The sequence below is a fragment of the Nonomuraea sp. NPDC002799 genome, assembly GCF_053592075.1.
Genome location: NZ_JBSFVA010000019.1, coordinates 100,864 through 117,811 on the forward strand (window position 1 = coordinate 100,864; position 16,948 = coordinate 117,811).

Sequence of the window (16,948 nt, forward strand, 5' to 3'; positions counted from 1 at the left end):
GCTTGCGCTCCGAGCCGAGGCCGCCGTCTGGGCGCCTCCAGCCCGATCGCCCCCTCCTCGCGGTGGAGCGCCGGATGACCGAGGACCGATTCGCGACGACCCGGCTCGTACGGACCGCCCCATGGAACGGTCCACCCCTGCTGCTGTCCGAAGAGGGCGCCCGCGTCCTGGTGGCGGGCACGGGCACGCACCGCCCGGTGTCCCGGCTGCCGCAGGTGCCCGCCATTCCGGCGACCCTCGACGACGTGGGCCGGTGCCTGGTCGAGCGGGGCGGCCTGGATCCGGCCGGCCTGACCGTGCTGCTCGACCCGGCGACCCCCGCCAATCTGGGCGAGGCGCTGGAACGCGCGGCCCGGGAGGCCACGTCCGTCCTGATGTTCTACTACGCCGGGCACGGGCTGTTCAGCGAGGACGACGAGCTGCACCTGGCCACGCGCGCCACCGTGGACCTCAGCCAGGGCGTGCCCGGCTATCAGGCGCTCCCCTACCGCGTGGCGCGCGACATCCTCGCCTCCTCCGAGGCCGAGCTCATCGTCGCGGTGCTGGACTGCTGCTTCGGCGGAGGCGGCCGGCCGACGCCGGCCAAGGCGGTCGAGCAGGTCTTCGAGGGGACGTGGCGCAGCGCGTACGTGCTGGCGTCGTCGAGCCGGGACGAGAACTCCTGGGCGCTGCCCGGCGTGCGGCACACGGCGCTCAGCGGCGCGCTGCTGCGCCTGCTGAACGAGGGCGACCCGGCGGGGCCGCAGGAGCTCACGCTGGACCACCTCTACCGGCACCTGGCCAGCGCGCTGCCCGATGCCGGCTTCCCCCGGCCGCGGCGCCGCGCGGCGAACCTGGGCGACCGGCCCCCGCTCGCGCACAACTCCGCCCACGAGGGTCCGCGCAGGTCAGGGCCGCCGATCGCGTCCCCGGGCGACCTGGAGTGCCCGTATCGCGGCCTGGCCGGGTACGGTCCCGAGCACGCCGGGATGTTCTTCGGCCGCGACGAGCTGACCAGGTCCCTTCTCGCGCGGGCGCGGCAGGCGCTGCGGGCGGGCGGGCCGCCGGTCGTCATCGGGTCTCACGCGTTCGAGACGGGCGGCCCGCTGATCGTCACCGGCCCGTCGGGGTGCGGGAAGTCGTCGGTGTTGCGGGCCGGGCTGATCCCGGCGCTGCGGCGCGAGTTCGGCGAGGACCTGCCGTGCCTGGTGCTGAGGCCGGGCGCGCAGCCGGTCGGGACGCTGGCCGCCGAGCTGGCCGCGCTCGGCGGCGGTGATCCGGCCCGGCTGCGGGCGGTCATCGAGTCGGATCCCGGCGCTGCCGGGCGGGCGCTGCCGCGGCGGTCGCTGCTGGTGGTGGACCGGTTCGAGGAGGTGTTCACCGCCTGCTCGGACGAGAGGGCCCGGCGGCGGTTCGTGGAGGCGCTGGTGGCGGCGTCCCGGTCGGCGGCGGTGGTGATCGCCGTGCGGTCGGAGTTCTTCGGGCGCTGCGCGTCGTACCCGGGGCTGCTGGAGGCGATGCGGCGGCCGGAGATCGTGGCGCCGATGACCGAGGCCGAGTCGCGCGCCGCCATCGAGCAGCCGGCCGTGCGGTCCGGCCTGTCCCTGGAGGCCGGGCTCACCGACCTCGTCCTGGAGGACCTGCGGGCGCTGGACTGGCCGGACGGCGTGCTTCCGCTGCTGTCCCACGCGCTCCTCACGACCTGGCAGCGGCGTACGGGCGGCGTGCTCACCATGGCCGGCTACCGGGCGGCCGGCGGCGTCGCGCGGGCCGTGGCGACGAGCGGCGAGGAGGCCCTGCGGCGGTTGTCGGCGGAGTCCGAGCCCATCGCGCGCGACCTGCTGGTCCGGATGATCCGGGTGGACGAGCGGACCGGCGGCACCCGGCGGCGGGTGCCCGTCGCGAGCCTGGCCGCCGAGGGGCCGTCCGTCGCCGGGCAGGTGCTGGCCGAGCTCGTCCGGGCGCGGCTGGTCGTCGTGGACGGGGCCGAGGCGGAGCCGGCCCACGACGCGCTCATCAGCGCCTGGCCACGGCTCGGGAGCTGGGTCGGCACCGATGGCGCCGGGCTGCTGGTGCGGCGGCGGCTGGCCGAGGACGCGGCGGCGTGGCAGCGGGAGGGGCAGGATCCGGCGCACCTGTACACCGAGGGCCGCCTGGCGGCCGCACAGGCGGCACACGCGGCGGGCGACCAAGCCGCGCAGGAGGGGGACGGCGGGCGGGCCGAGCCGCTGGAGCGGAAGTTCCTCGCCGCGTCGCGGCGGCGGGTGGGCCGGCGCTCGCTGATCGCGCGCGGCGTGATCGCCGTCCTGGCGCTCCTCGTCCTGGTGGCCGCGGGCGGCGTGGTGGTGGCGCTGCGGCAGAGCGCGGAGTCGGGCAGGCAGGCCAGGCAGGCGGCCGGTGCGCGGGACGAGAGCCTGTCCCGCCAGGTCGCCGCCGTGGCGGGCCGGGTGGCGGACAGCTCGCTCGGGGCCCAGCTGGCGCTGAGCGCGTACACGATCTCGGCCACTCCGGAAGCCCGGGGGGCGCTGCTCGGCACGCTCACCCGTCCCATCGGCGCTCGCATGATCGGGCACACCGCGCCCGTCGAGCGGATCGCCTACCGGCCCGACGGCCGCGTCGTCGCCACCGCGTCGGGCGACTTCACCACCCGGTTGTGGAACGTCGCCGACCCGCTGCGCCCCAAGAGCGCGGGCGTCGTCAAGGGCCACACGAAGGCCGTGCTGGCGGTGGCGTTCAGCCCGAACGGGCGGGTCCTGGCGACCGGCTCCGCCGACGAGAGCGCCGCGCTGTGGGACGTGACCGACCCCGCCAAGCCACGCGCCCTGTCCACGCTGAAGGGCCACAAGGACCAGGTGGTCTCCGTGGCGTTCAGCCCCAAGGGCGACTCGCTGGCCACGGCGTCGTCCGACGGAACGGTGCGGTTGTGGAACGTCGCGGATCTCCGGCGCCCCCGTCAGTCGTCGGTGTCGCGGCAGGCCGCCGACCCCACGCGGGTGGCCTACAGCCCCGACGGGCGGCTGCTCGCGGTCACCTCGGCCGGCGGGATCGCGCTGCTGGACGTGCGCACCACGGGCGAGCCTGCCGGTCTGGGGGTGCTGACCGCGCCGGGCGGCGACGTCAGGAGCGTGGCGTTCGCCCCGGACGGCCGCTATCTCGCCACGTCCTCCGGCACCGGTTCTGTGGACCTGTGGGACATCACCGCGGCCCGCCTCGTCGGCACGGCGGCGGGCGAGTCCGCGGTCGGCGACGTGGCCTTCAGCCCGGACGGCGACCTCCTGGCCGCCGCCTCCGCCGACGCGGCCGTCCGCCTCTGGGACGTCTCCGACCCGGTCGGGCCCGAGCTCTCGGGCACGCTGACCGGCTTCACCGGCGCGGCGACCGGTGTCGCGTTCAGCGCCGACGGCGCCACCCTCGCCTCCTCCTCCGCCGACGGCACGGCCCGCCTGTGGAACGTCGCCAACCCCGCCCGCGCCGCGGCCCGCGCGACGCTCGCCGGGCACACGGGCGCCGTCAACGGCCTGGCCATCGCCAAGGGCGGCCGCGTGCTCGCCACCACGTCCGAGGACATGACCGTCAAGCTCTGGAACGTCGCCGATCCCGCGGCGGCCACGCTCACGTCCACGTCGAGCGGGCACACCGCCGCCGTCCTGGCGGCCGGGTTCAGCCCGGACGGCCGCTATCTGGTCACGGGGTCACTCGACCGTACGGCGCGGTTGTGGCGGGTCTCCGCACCGGCGGCGCCGAAGGTGGTGGCGACGCTCACCGGCCACACGGACGGCGTGCGCTCGGCCGCGTACAGCCCGGACGGGAAGACGGTCGTGACGACGGGACGTGACGGCAGGACGCTGCTCTGGAACGTCGCCGAACCCGCGGCCCCGAAGGCCCGCGCGGCGCCCGGCGCCGCCGCCGACCGGATCGGCACCGCCGCGTTCCGGCCGGACGGCCGGGTGCTCGCCACCGGCTCGGAGGCGGCCTCGGTCCGCCTGTGGGATCTGGCCAAGCCCGCCAAGCCGCGCAAGCTGGCGGAGTTCGCCGCGCACACGGGCGCGGTGGCCGAGGTCCGCTTCAGCCCCGACGGCAAGACGCTGGCCACGGCGTCGGCGGACGGTACGGCCCGCCTCTGGGACGTCACCCGCCCGGAACGCCCCCGGCCGCTCGCCACCCTGCAGGGGCACACCGCCGACGTGACCGCCCTGGCCTTCAGCCCCGACGGCAAGACGCTGGCCACGACGTCACAGGACGCCACGATCCGCCTGTGGACGATCACCGAGCCGGCCCGGCCCGCGTTGTGGGCGGTCCTCGCCGAGGCGGCCCGGTCCGGCGGCCCCGGCGTCAAGGACGTGGAGTTCAGCCCGGACGGCACGACCCTGGCCGCCGCGTCGGGGCCGGCCGTCCGGCTCTGGGGCCTGAACGTGGACCAGGCCCGCGAAACGGCCTGCACCGCCTCAGGCATGTCCATCACCAAGACCGAATGGGGCCGCCACATCCCCGGCCTCCCCTACAAACCTCCCTGCCCGGCGTAGCGGCCTGGCAAGTGTCTCGAATGCAGCGTTGTCAACGCACCCGGGCGGCGATGGTCCGCGCGCACACCAAGGACTCGGTGTGCGTGGTGTCCACCACCAGGTCGTAGGCCACGCCCTCGTGCACCACTTCCGCCTGCAACGCGGCCATCCCCCCGACACGGTCGCCCCGGGCGATCTCGCGACCTGCGGCGACCGTGCTGTCGCACGTCACCCCGACCCAAAGCACGTCCAGTCCGGCAAGGGCCTTCTGCCACCGATCCTGGGAACCCGCCCCACCGAGGAACACGTCATCCACGATGACCCCGGCCCCCGCGCGGGCCATGGCGGCGATCCCTTCGGTCCACGCCGCGTCCAGGGTCATGAATTCCGGCCCGACGAGCACCTGGCCGTCAGGGGCGAAGGTGATCCCCTCATCCGACGCTCGCATGGCGGCGGGCATCGCGTCGACCAGGGTGTCGACCGACATGGCCAGCCATGGGTCCGGCAGGATCGCCTGCAGGCACCGGGAGATTCCGGACTTGCCCGAGCTGGAGCCGCCATTGAGAACAATCACCTGAGTTGTCACCGCGCCACAGTAGAGGTCGGCCCCGCCCATGCCCAATGGTTTTCACCACGGTCGCGAAGGTCCTAGCCGGCCAGGCGGAGCACGCCCCAGTGGCTGGTGTCGAGGTAACTGCGGGCACTGGCGTCGTTCCAGGTCACCGCAGCGGTACGCGCCGCGCCCGTGGCGTCGTTGACCTGCACGTCGAACCCCAGCAGCACGCCCTCACCCAACGTGACCGTGGGCAGCTCGACGGCCGCCTCCACGACGTACCCGCCGGGCACCACCTTGGCCGCCGCCGTCAGGTGATCCTTCACCCCGGCCGCGTCGAAGGTGCCGCCGACGGTGAGCCGGCCGGAGAAGCTGACGCGATACTGCCCGTCGTCGTCCCCGTAGCCCTTGGTCTTGCCGTTGCCGGGGTCCACGAAGATCTCGACGGAGTCCTGGTCCCAGGCGTTCGGGGACTCCTCGCTCAGGACGGGGTCGGTGACCTGGGCGAGGACGTACAGCGTGGACCCGCTCCAGAGCGATCTGACCTTGGCGGTCGCGCCGGACGTGCCCTGGATCCAGGTGGCGGTGCGCACCTCCGGCGCCGCCGACCACGCCCGGTCCACGACGCCGTCGAGGACGGGCGCGCGGTGGGCGGCCGAGGTGAGCTTGACGGCGGGAACGGCGGTGACCTCGCCGGTCCAGGAGATCTCGGTGACGCGGTCGCGTACGGTCACGCCGACGCCGGTGCCCTTCTTGACCAGGGCCTCGACCCGGTAGCCGGCCGGCGTGCGCTTGACCCCGGGGCTCGTGCGCCGGACGACGTGGGGCGTGCCGTCCACGGTGAACGTCACCTGGTCCGTCGCGTTGACGGTCGGGTCGGTGACCTCGGCGAGCACGTACAGCCCCTTGACGGAGGAGCGTGCCTGGAAGCCCGCCGACACCTCGCCCACCCGGGCGATGGGCGCGTCGGGCAGCAGGTCCCACTCCAGGTCCCGCTTGCCGTCCACCTTGGGCGTGCCGGCCGGGGCCTCCAGCCTGCGCACCCGCGCCGCCAGCTTCGACGGGTCCACGACGCCCCAGTAGGCGGGCTTGGCCTGCAGGTCGTCGTCGAAGAGCAGGGGCGCGTTCAGCCGGGGGATCGGCCAGGTGCGCAACCAGCTCACGTCGTCGGACTCGCCCCACACGGTCACCGAGCTGAGGTGGGCGGCCTGCCGCCTGAAGACGTCGAACAGCTCCTTGTAGCGGTGGCCCTGCTCGGCCAGGAGCTCCGGCGGGATGGTGTCGTAGGAGGAGACGAAGTCGGTGTAGACGCTCACGTCGAGCTCGGTGACCTGCTGGTCCACGCCGAGTGTGGCGAAGCGTTCGATGGTGTCCTCGACGTCGGAGGCGGGCGGCTGCTCGATGTTCAGGTGGAGCTGGTGGCCGACGCCGTCGATCGGCACGCCCTCGTCCTTGAGCCGCTTGACCAGGGCGTACAGGGCTTCGCGCTTGCGCGGGAACTCGGTGTTGTAGTCGTTGATGAAGAGCTTGGCGGCCGGGTCCGCCTCGTGGGCGACGCGGAAGGCCGTGCGGATGAAGTCGAGGCCGGCGATCTCGTACCACTTCGAGCGGCGCAGCCCGTCGGGCTGGTTCTCGTCCACGACCTCGTTGACCACGTCCCAGGCCGCGATCCGGCCCTTGTACCTGGTGACGAGGGTGCGCACGTGCGTCTCCAGCCGCTGGAGCAGCAGCTCCTTGCCGGCGTCGGCGAAGACCCAGTCGGGGGTCTGGCTGTGCCAGGCGAGCGTGTGGCCGCGGATCGTCATGCCGTGTTCGGTGCCGAAGTCCACCAGGTGGTCGCCGTCGGCGAAGGTGAACTCGCCCTCCCTGGGCTCGGTGGCGTCCCACTTGAGCTCGTTGCCGGGGGTGATGCCGTCGAAGTGCCTGGCCAGCAGCTCGCCGTGCACGCCGAGCGTGTCGGGCCTGGTGAGCGCCGAGCCCATGGTGAAGGGGACCGCGTCCTTGACGGCGGGGATGTCGGTCTGGATGGGCTTGGGCTGGACGTAGGTCAGGGAGAAGTCGTCCAGGTGGAAGGGGAAGGTGCCGGTGTCGGACTCGATGTACAGGCCGAGGAAGTCGACGTCGTACGCGAGCGTGTACGTGCCGGACAACCGCGCCCACTCCCCCGCCACCAGCTCCTTGGGCGTGACGATCCGCTCGTAGCTCGGGGTGCCGCCGCTCCTGCGCTCGATCGACAGGCCGAGCCGGCCGGAGGGGGTGTCGGGGCCGAGCCGCACCCACACCGACAGGGCGTACTTGTCGCCCTTGCCCATCCGGCCGAGCACGTTCAGCGTGGGCCCGTCCCAGGAGGCCGACCGGCCGCTGACGGCGAGGCCGCGGGCGCCCGCGTGGGCGGCGGCCGGGGCGGACTCCAGCGTGGCGGCGGCCCTGGGCGCCCAGTCCTGCGCGGTGCCGTCCTCGAAGTCGCTGGTGATCGGCTCCCGAGTGGGGTCGCCGAGCGGGCTGATGACGATGTCGTCCAGGGCGTACTGGGAGGTGGCGTCGGAGCTTTCCACGTAGAGCTGCAGGTCGGCGGATTCGGCGGTGAACTGGTAGCTCCCCGACAGGCGCACCCATCCGGCATCGGTGACGGTGGCCGCCGCGACCCGCTCGTAGGTGGTCTCGCCGCCGGTCGGCGTGCGCTGCACGGTCATCGCGATCGTGCTGGACGGCTGGCCGGCGACCAGCCGGGCCCAGGCGGTGACGGTGTAGCCGACGCCCCTGGCGAAGGGCGCGGTGATCGACGCGCCGTGCCAGGTGGCGGTGCGGCCGGTGGTGAGCAGGCCGCTCGTGCCGGAGCGCGCGGCGTCCGGGCTCGCCGTGACGGAGACGCCGTCGCCGCGCGGCCCCCACCCTTGCGCGGTGCCGTCCTCGAAGTCGTACGTGAGGTCCGCCGCGTGCGCGGGAAGCACCGGCACGAGGCACAACAGGGCGACGACCACCAGGGCTCGAAGGGTGCGCACGGGGCTCCTCTGGCATCGGACATGAAAGTTTCAGGGAAACGCCGATAAATATCAGGCGGACTGTAGATCCGGCGGGTCAGCGCGGTCAAGACGCGCGCGACGCGTCATCGAACATGCAACCGCTTGTTGCAGGAAAGGTGCAGTTTCACTGCGTTCCATTGACGTGGTCGGCGGAGTTGGGCGAACGTTTCATGCAACCGATTGCCGCACTCTGCGAGGTTGCGCATGCGACTTCCGTTACTCCTCTCCTTGGTCGCCCTCACAGCGGTGGCGACGGCGCCGCCCGTGGCCGCCGCCACCCGCGCCACCATCGTGGTCGCGGCCGACGGCACCGGCGACCACGCGACCGTGCAGGCCGCCGTCGACGCCGTCCCCTCCGGCAACACCCGGCCGGTCACCATCCTGGTCCGCGCGGGCACCTACAAGCAGCAGGTGGTCATCCCGGCGGACAAGCCGCACATCACCCTGGCCGGCGCCACCCGTGACCCGCGTGAGGTGGTGCTCACGTTCGACGCCTCGGCGGCCACGCCCAAGCCGGACGGCTCCGGCGTCTACGGCACCTCGGGCAGCGCCTCGTACGTGATCAGCGCCCCCGACTTCACCGCCCGCGACCTCACCTTCGAGAACTCCTACGACGAGGCCGCGCGCGGCGCCGGCCAGGCCGTGGCCGTGCGCACCACGGGCGACCGGCAGGTCTACGACAACGTCAGGTTCCTCGGCAACCAGGACACCCTCTACGCCAACACCGCCTCCGCCACGACGACGGCCCGGCAGTACTTCCACGGCTGCTACGTGGAGGGCGACGTCGACTTCATCTTCGGCCGCGCCACCGCCGTCTTCGACGACTGCGTCATCAAGGCGCTCGACCGGGGCAGCGCGGACAACAACGGCTACGTCACCGCGGCCAGCACCGAGCTGAGCAACCCGTACGGCTTCCTGATCTACCGCAGCAGGCTGACCAGCGACGCGCCCGCGCGGACGTACCATCTGGGGCGGCCCTGGCCCGCCGGCGGCTCCGTCACGGCCCGCGGCCAGGTCCTGGTGCGCGAGTCCTGGCTCGGCCAGCAGGTCAAGGACGCGCCCTGGACCGACATGTCGGGCCTGAGCTGGCGCGACGCCCGCCTGTCCGAATACCGCAACCACGGCCCCGGCGCCACGGACAACGCCGACCGCCCGCGCCTCGACGCCGGCCAGGCCGCCGCCTTCACCCCGCAGCGCTACCTGGCGGGCGGCGACGGCTGGAACCCGGTCCGCCGCCCCCGCCCCGTCCCGCCCGAGCCGGGGCGCGAGACGCTGCCCGCCGGCGACGGCTGGGCCGCGGCCACCACCGGCACGACGGGCGGCTCGGCCGCCCGCCGCGAGGACGTGCACACCGTCTCGACCAGGGCGCAGCTCATCGCCGCCCTCGGCGACCCGGCCGACAACACCCCCAAGATCATCTACGTGAAGGGTGCCATAGACGCCGACACCGACGACTCCGGCGCCCCGCTCACCTGCGCCGACTACGCCACCGGCGGCTACAGCCTGCCCGCCTACCTGGCCGCCTACGACCCGGCCGTCTGGGGCAGGACCAGCGTCCCGTCAGGTCCGCTGGAGGAGGCCCGCAAGGCGTCGTACGCGAAGATGGCCCAGCACGTCAGCATCGCGGTCGGCTCCAACGTCACCCTCATGGGCGTGGGCCGCGACGCCGCGCTGAAGAGCTTCGGCCTGCGCGTCTCCAACGCCGACAACGTCATCGTGCGCAACCTCACCATCACCGACACCTCCGACTGCTTCCCGCAGTGGGACCCGACCGACGGCGCCGACGGCAACTGGAACGCCTCCTTCGACAACGTCGAGGTCTCCGCCGCCACCCACGTGTGGCTGGACCACAACACGCTCAACGACGGCGCGAACCCCGACTCGGGGCAGCCGCTCCACTTCGGCCGCCCGTTCCAGGTGCACGACGGCCTGCTCGACGTGGTCCGCGCCTCGAACTACGTGACGTTGTCGTGGAACCACCTCAGCGGCCACGACAAGGTGTCGCTGATCGGCAACACCGACACCGAGAGCAGGTACGGCGAGGCGGACAAGCTCAAGGTGACGCTGCACCACAACCACTTCGAGGGGCTCGGCCAGCGCACGCCGCGGGTGCGCTTCGGCCAGGTGCACGTCTACAACAACTACTACACGGGCGGCGCCGGGCACGGGTACAGCATCGGCGTCGGCTTCCGGTCACAGGTCTACGCGCAGAGCAACGCCTTCGACGGCATCGCGGCGGCGAAGGTGCTCACGGTGTTCAACGGCACCGCGATCACGGCCAAGGACAACCTGGTGGACCGGGTGCCGGTGGACGTGGTGGCGGCGTACAACGCGGCCAACGGCACGGCGCTCGGCACCGACGCCGGCTGGACGCCGACGCTGTTCACCCGGATCCATCCGCCGCAGGCGTTGCGGGCGCTCGTCCCGGCGGGAGCCGGCGCGGGCCGCCTGCGCTGAGCGGCGCGCGCGGGCCGGGCGGGGCCGATCCCGCCCGGCCCGGCCGGGCTAGCCGACGTGGATGCCCGGCCGTTTCTCCAGGTCGGGCTCCGAGGTGCGGATGATCTCGCGGACGACCGGGGCCGTGTCGCCGCGCCCGAGGATGAGGTAGCGCAGCAGGTGCATCAGCGGCGATCCCTCGGCCCACTCGAAATAGCAGTGCGGCCGGACCCCCGTGACCTCGCGCAGGGCGATCAGGATGGCCGCGATGGCGTTCGGCGCGGCGGGGCTCTCGGCGCGCAGCACGCGGTGCCCGTCCACCTCGACCCCGCGCACGCACAACACGTTGCTGAACTCGGACGGGTCGATGACGTCGACCTCCAGGAAGAGCACGTCCGCCCGCCCGGGGACCGGGTTGATGCCGCGCTGCTCGCGCTCCTTGGCGTCGTACTCGGCCTTGTCCCCGCCCTGGCGGCGGTTGGCGATGATGTTGAGCGCGCCGTCGTGGGCGATCGAGTCGGCGATGAACCGGCGGGCCCGCTCGTCGAGCTCGATGCGGCCGGCCCGCAGCTCGGTCGTCCGCGACACCCGGGAGACCAGCGAGATGACGATGACGCCGAGGATGAACAGCCCGGAGATGGCGATGCCGTCCGGCTTCTCCCTGATGTTCTCCGCCAGCGCGTAGAGCAGCACCAGGGTGAGCACGGTGAACCCGATGGCGGCGCCCCGCTGCCTGCGGCGGACGGCGGAGATCGTCACCGCGACCGCGCCGGAGACCATCATGGCCAGGATGCCGGTCGCGTACGCGCCCGCCTGGGCGTCGACGTCGGCGCCGAACGCGATGGTGAGCACGATGCTGATGCCGGTGTAGACGAGCACCACGGGCCGGACCGCGCGGCCCCAGTCCGGCGCCATGCCGTAGCCGGGAAGGTAGCGCGGCACGATGTTGATCAGCCCGGCCATCGCCGAGGCTCCGGCGAACCAGAGGATGAGGATGGTGCTGATGTCGTAGACCGTGCCGAACAGCTCGCCCAGCCGCTCGTGGGCCAGATAGGCCAGCGCCCGGCCGTTGGCCGCGCCGCCGGGCCGGAACTCCTCCGGCGGGATGAGCACCGTGGTCACGAAGCTGGTCGCGATCAGGTAGACGCTCATGACGAGCGCGGCGACGGTGAGCAGTTTGCGGGTGTTGCGGATGCGCGCGGCCAACTGCTCCCCGGGCGTCTTGCCCGCGGCCTCGACCAGCGGCATCATGCTCACGCCCGTCTCGAACCCCGACAGGCCCAGCACCAGCAGCGGGAAGGCGAGGATCGCCGGGCCGATGACCCCGCCGAAGCCGCCGCCGCCGCTCGTCAGCGCCTCGGTCCAGCGGGAGATGTCGCCGGGCGTGGTCACGATGGCGCTCAGGCCGACGGCGACGACCACGGCGTTCAGCAGCAGGAAGATCGAGACCAGCGGGATGGCGACGCTGACCGCCTCGGTGAAGCCGAGCAGGAAGACCCCGCCGAGCACGAGCAGCAGCAGCACGGTCAGCTCGACCTCGTGACCGTGCAGGAAGCTCGGGAAGAAGGGGTTCTCCACGACGTGCACCGAGGCGTCCGCGGCCGACAGCGTGATCGTGATGATCCACGAGGTGGCCACGAACCCCAGCAGCACCAGCACGAACAGCTTGCCCTGCCAGAACGGCAGCAGCCGCTCCAGCATCGCGACGGAGCCCTGCCCGTGCGGGCTCTCCCCGGCGACCCTGCGGTACATCGGCAACATGCCCAGCAGCGTCAGCGCCACGATGAGCAGCGTGGCCAGCGGCGACAGCGCCCCGGCGGCCAGCGCGGCGATGCCGGGCAGGTAGGCCAGCGTGGAGAAGTAGTCGACCCCGGTCAGGCACATGACCTTCCACCAGGGCTGCGGCTTGGCGTGCCCCTCGGCCGTCTCGGGACCGACCGGCTGGACCCGATGCTCCAGCAGCCAGCGCGTCAGGCGGTTGTCCGCGGCCGCCGCACGGGCCGGCAGCTCGACCACGGGCGGGATGGTCACCCCACCGGTTTCACTCACCGGATCTTCCTCTCCTAGGGAACCGGTCTCACCCTAGGGGAGCGCTCGCGCGGACGGGAAAACCGTTTGCCGCGCGGACAGGCTCTCTGGTGTGCTGGCCGCGCGAGCCGAACGACCAGAGGAGCGAACATGCGAGGAACGTTCATGTCCACCCAGGAAGGAAGAGCCATTTCTACAGAGGACATGACGTTCGGTGCGTATGCTCAATTTGGGGATCCTGGCGCATGTAGACGCCGGTAAGACCAGCCTGACCGAGCGGCTGCTGCACGCCGCCGGGGTCATCGACGAGGTCGGCAGCGTCGACGACGGCAACACCCAGACCGACTCCCTGGCCCTCGAACGCCAGCGCGGCATCACCATCAAGTCGGCGGTCGTCTCGTTCGCCGTCGGCGGCACCACGGTCAACCTGATCGACACCCCCGGCCACCCCGACTTCATCGCCGAGGTCGAGCGGGTGCTGCACGTGCTCGACGGCGCCGTGCTGGTCGTCTCCGCCGTGGAGGGCGTGCAGGCGCAGACCCACGTGCTGATGCGCACGCTGCGCCGGCTCGGCATTCCCGTGCTCGTCTTCGTGAACAAGATCGACCGCCGCGGCGCCGATCCCGGCCGCGTGCTGCGCGACCTCGCCGCCCGGTTGTCCCTGCCCGTCGTCCCCATGGGAGCGGTCCGCGACGCGGGCACCCGCGGCGCCACGGTCACACCGGTCGCCGCGGCGGACGCGGCGGGCTGGGCGGGCGCGGCGGACGCGGCGGGCTGGGTGGACGCGGCGGGCTGGGTGGACGTGCTCGCCGAGCACGGTGACGCGCTCATGGCGGCGTACGTCGCCGACGAGGGCTCCGTCTCGCCCGCCCGGCTGCGCGCCGAGCTCGTGGCCCAGACCGGCCGGGCCCTGGTGCATCCGGTCTTCTTCGGCTCGGCGATCACCGGCGCCGGCGTGGACGCGCTGATCGGCGGCATCGAGACGTTGCTGCCCGCCGCCGGAGGCGACCCGGACGGGCCGGTCTCCGGCACGGTGTTCAAGGTCGAGCGCGGCCCGGCGGGCGAGAAGATCGCCTACGTCCGGATGTTCTCGGGCACGGTGCGCACCCGCGACCGCCTGTGCTTCACCGGGAAGCGGGCCGGGAAGATCACCGCGATCACCGTCTTCGACGGAGGCACGACCGTGCGCCGGTCGTCGGCCGAGGCGGGCCGCATCGCCCGCCTCTGGGGGCTGGCCGACGTCCGGATCGGCGACACCCTGGGCGACGCTCTGTCGGCGGAGCCCGGTCATTTCGCGCCGCCGACCCTGGAGACGGTCGTGGTCCCCTCGCACCCCGGCGGCAAGGGCGCACTCCACCTCGCCCTCGCCCAGCTCGCCGAGCAGGACCCGCTGATCGGCCTGCGCCAGGACGACCTGCGGCAGGAGGTGTCGGTCTCGCTCTACGGCGAGGTCCAGAAGGAGGTCATCCAGGCCACCCTGCGCAGCGACTTCGGCCTCGACGTCACCTTCCGCGAGACCACCACGATCCGCGTCGAGCGCCCGGCCGGGACCGGCGGCGCGCACGAGCTGATCGGCAAGGCCCCGAACCCGTTCCTCGCGACCGTCGGCCTGCGTGTGGAGCCGGGGGCCGACGGCAGCGGGGTGGAGTTCCGGCTGGAGGTGGAGCTGGGGTCGCTGCCGTACGCGTTCATGCGCACGATCGAGGAGACCGTGCACGAGACGCTGCGGGAGGGCCTGTACGGCTGGCAGGTCCTCGACTGCGTGGTCACCCTCACCCACTCCGGCTACTGGGCCAAGCAGGGCCATGCGGGCGGCGTCTTCGACAAGAGCATGTCCAGCACCGCGGGCGACTTCCGCAACCTGACCCCGCTGGTGCTGATGAGCGCGCTCAAGGCGGCCGGGACCACGGTGTTCGAGCCGATGCACCGCTTCCGGCTGGAGCTGCCCGCCGACACGCTCGGCCCCGTGCTGCCCGTGCTGGGCCGGCTGGGCGCCGTCCCGAGGACGCGGACGGCCTCGCTGATCGAAGGAGAGCTGCCCGCCGCCCGGGTGCACGAGCTGGAGCGGCGGCTTCCCGGGCTGACGCGCGGGGAGGGCGTGCTGGAGTGCGACTTCGACGGCTACCGGCCGGTGCACGGCAGGATCCCGGAGCGGCCGCGCACCGACCACAACCCGCTCGACCGCAAGGAGTATCTGCTGCGCGTGGTCCGGCGGGTGCCGGGATCACAGGGATGAGCCGTTGTTCGGCAGGCCCTCGCCCTCCGGTTCGAGCGCGTAGGCGATCCCGGCGTCGATGTCGCTGTCGTAGCCGGTGCGGAAGGCCACGTGGTAGGCGTTGTCGCCGAGCGTGTCGCGCGCCTGGTGCTCGCAGGCCATCCGCGCGGCCACCCAGGCGGGCACGTTCGCCTGCGCCTGGCCGTGGGTGCTCCAGATGCGCCGGGCCAGCCCGAGCAGCCGGGCCGAGCGCTCGGCCCGGCCGGCGGCGCCCGCCGCCAGCGCCAGCAGGTCCACCGTCAGGCCGATGCCGAAGCTGTCGTGCAGCCGCCGCTTCGTGCGCAGTGCCGCCTGGCCGTAGGCGACGGCCGCGCCGAGCCGGCCGCCGCTCAGCTCCGCCTGCCCGCGCAGCAGGTCGCCGTGGGAGCGCATCAACTGCTCGCCGCGCCGGTCGCACAGCGTCCGCAGGTCGTCGAGCACGGCGATGGCGTCCTCGATCCGGCCCTCCACGGTCAGCACGTGGGCGCGGCACAACAACGCCAGCAGTCCCGCGATGGTGAGGTCCGTCCCGCTCCACCGGGCGGCGAACGCCTCTTCCGACTCGGCCATGGCCTGGAGCAGGTCGCCGCGGATCACCCCGGCCGACGCCCTGAGCGCCTTGACGCACGTCCTCGTGTAGGCGTCACCGGGCCCGGCGATGGCCTCGCACTCGGCGGCCCTGGCCTCGGCGCCGTCCGCGTCGCCCTGGGTGGCCGCCAGCAGGCCGTCGGCCCACAGGGCCCGCACCAGCACGCGGCCCGGCTTGGCGTCCATGGCCAGCGCCTGCCGCAGGTAGTGGCGGCCCTCCTTGGCGTAGCCGCAGCCGTACCAGAAGAAGGCCAGCGTCCCGGCGAGCTCCACCGCCGCCTGGCCGTCGGGGCCGCCGAGCGAGACCTCCAGGGCGGCCCGCAGGTTGTCGTGCTCGCCGATCATGCGGTCGTACCAGGAGATCTGCCCGGGGCCGAGCCAGCCGGCCGCGCCACGGGTGGCCAGCGCCAGGTAGTGCTCGCGGTGGCGCTGTTTGAAGCGCTCCTCCTCGCCCAGGCCGCGCAGCCAGCCCGCGCCGTACTCACGCAGCGTGTCCAGCATCCGGTAGCGCTCCCCCGCGCCGGTCGGCAGCCAGGTCAGGATCGACTCGTCGGCCAGGGCGTCGAGCAGCAGCCCGATGTCGGCCTCGGGCAGTTGCTCGTCGGTGCACACCTGGCGGACGGCCTCGGCGTCGAAGTCGCCGGCGAAGACCGACACGCGCGCCCAGAGCAGGCGCTCGGCAGGCTCGCACAGCTCGTGGCTCCAGCCGACGGCGGTGCGCAGGGCCTGGTGCCACGGCGGGTCCGCCCGGTGGCCCGCCCCGGCGGAGTCCAGGGCCGCGAAACGGTCGTCGAGCCGGTCGGCCAGGTGCCCGATCGGCAGCTCGCGCAGCCGCGCCGCGGCCAGCTCGATCGCCAGCGGGATGCCTTCGAGCCGGCGGCAGAGCCGGATCACGGCCGCCTGGTCCTGATCGCCCAGCTCGAACCCGGGCACGGTCTCGGCGGCCCGGGTGGCGAGCAGGGCCACCGCGTCGCCGCTCGCCGGGCCGGTGGCGCCCTCCGGCGGGACCGGCAGCGGGTCGACCACGAGCACCAGCTCGCCCGGCGTGTCCAGCGGGCGGCGGCTGGTCGTCAGGACCCGCAGCCCCGGCACCGCCGCGAGCAGCGTCTCGACCGTCGCGGCGCAGGCGGCGACGAGGTGCTCACAGGTGTCGAGCACGAGCAGGACCTGGCGGCCGGCCAGGTGCTCGGCCAGCACCTCGGTCATGGGACGGGTGGTCTGGTCGGTGAGGCGCATGGCCTCGGCGATGGCGTGGGGTAACAGCGTGCCGTCTTCGAGCGGGGACAGCTCGACGAGCCAGGCGCCGCCGCCGAACTCCCGCCGCAGGTCGACCGCCGCGCGCAGCGCCAGGCGGGACTTGCCGACGCCGCCCACGCCGGTGAGGGTGACCAGCCGCGAGCGCCGGCAGGCGCGGCGCACCTGGTCCAGCTCGGCTCGGCGTCCGACCAGGCTCGTCAGCTCCGGGGGGAGGTTGCCTGCCTGCCATTTACCCGTCATCGTGATCGCCACCCATCGATGAAGTTATGACAGCAGCTTGCCTGATTCTCCGGCGTTTGGTAACTCAAAGTGAGAAAGTGACTACTCC

The 16,948-nt window shown here is 73.3% G+C and carries 7 protein-coding genes; 3 read left to right on the forward strand and 4 right to left on the reverse strand.

The features are described 5' to 3' along the window. Positions 1-74 precede the first annotated feature (74 nt). The gene (locus ACWD0F_RS30510) at positions 75-4,502 is read left to right on the forward strand and encodes a caspase, EACC1-associated type (protein ID WP_449881328.1); all 4,428 of its coding nucleotides are present in this window, start codon (positions 75-77) and stop codon (positions 4,500-4,502) included. A 31-nt stretch (positions 4,503-4,533) separates the two neighbouring features. Here the strand turns inward: ACWD0F_RS30510 and cpt are convergent, their stop codons facing one another. Then, a complete protein-coding gene (cpt, locus tag ACWD0F_RS30515) occupies positions 4,534-5,067 on the reverse strand; it encodes a chloramphenicol phosphotransferase CPT (RefSeq protein ID WP_449881330.1) in 534 nt (177 codons plus the stop codon). Positions 5,068-5,129: 62 nt separating this feature from the next. Further along, the gene (locus ACWD0F_RS30520; protein WP_449881332.1) at positions 5,130-8,036 is read right to left on the reverse strand and encodes an endo-1,4-beta-xylanase; all 2,907 of its coding nucleotides are present in this window, start codon (positions 8,034-8,036) and stop codon (positions 5,130-5,132) included. Positions 8,037-8,261: 225 nt separating this feature from the next. Here ACWD0F_RS30520 and ACWD0F_RS30525 point away from each other — a divergent pair, with 225 nt between their 5' ends. Beyond that, positions 8,262-10,514 (forward strand): pectinesterase family protein, encoded by a 2,253-nt coding sequence (locus ACWD0F_RS30525; protein ID WP_449881334.1) that lies wholly within the window; start codon positions 8,262-8,264, stop codon positions 10,512-10,514. A 48-nt stretch (positions 10,515-10,562) separates the two neighbouring features. On the opposite strand, the gene ACWD0F_RS30530 is transcribed toward ACWD0F_RS30525, so the two are convergent. After that, positions 10,563-12,542, reverse strand: a complete 1,980-nt coding sequence (locus tag ACWD0F_RS30530) for an amino acid transporter (protein ID WP_449881336.1) — start codon at positions 12,540-12,542, stop codon at positions 10,563-10,565. Positions 12,543-12,741: 199 nt separating this feature from the next. Between ACWD0F_RS30530 and ACWD0F_RS30535 the strand changes: the two genes are divergently transcribed. Beyond that, positions 12,742-14,757: a GTP-binding protein gene (locus tag ACWD0F_RS30535; RefSeq protein WP_449881338.1), complete on the forward strand. Its 2,016-nt coding sequence runs from the start codon at positions 12,742-12,744 to the stop codon at positions 14,755-14,757. Here ACWD0F_RS30535 and ACWD0F_RS30540 read toward each other — a convergent pair. After that, positions 14,746-16,860, reverse strand: a complete 2,115-nt coding sequence (locus tag ACWD0F_RS30540) for an ATP-binding protein (protein WP_449881340.1) — start codon at positions 16,858-16,860, stop codon at positions 14,746-14,748. The two genes, ACWD0F_RS30535 and ACWD0F_RS30540, sit on opposite strands and share 12 nt — an antisense overlap. Positions 16,861-16,948: the final 88 nt, after the last annotated feature.

What these genes read in the sequence shown, in the direction of transcription:
- ACWD0F_RS30510 (WP_449881328.1), top strand. Translation starts at nt 75, where the DNA reads ATGACCGAGGACCGATTCGCGACGACCCGGCTCGTACGGACCGCCCCA.
- ACWD0F_RS30525 (WP_449881334.1), top strand. Translation starts at nt 8,262, where the DNA reads ATGCGACTTCCGTTACTCCTCTCCTTGGTCGCCCTCACAGCGGTGGCG.
- ACWD0F_RS30535 (WP_449881338.1), top strand. Translation starts at nt 12,742, where the DNA reads ATGCTCAATTTGGGGATCCTGGCGCATGTAGACGCCGGTAAGACCAGC.
- ACWD0F_RS30540 (WP_449881340.1), bottom strand. Translation starts at nt 16,860, where the DNA reads ATGACGGGTAAATGGCAGGCAGGCAACCTCCCCCCGGAGCTGACGAGC.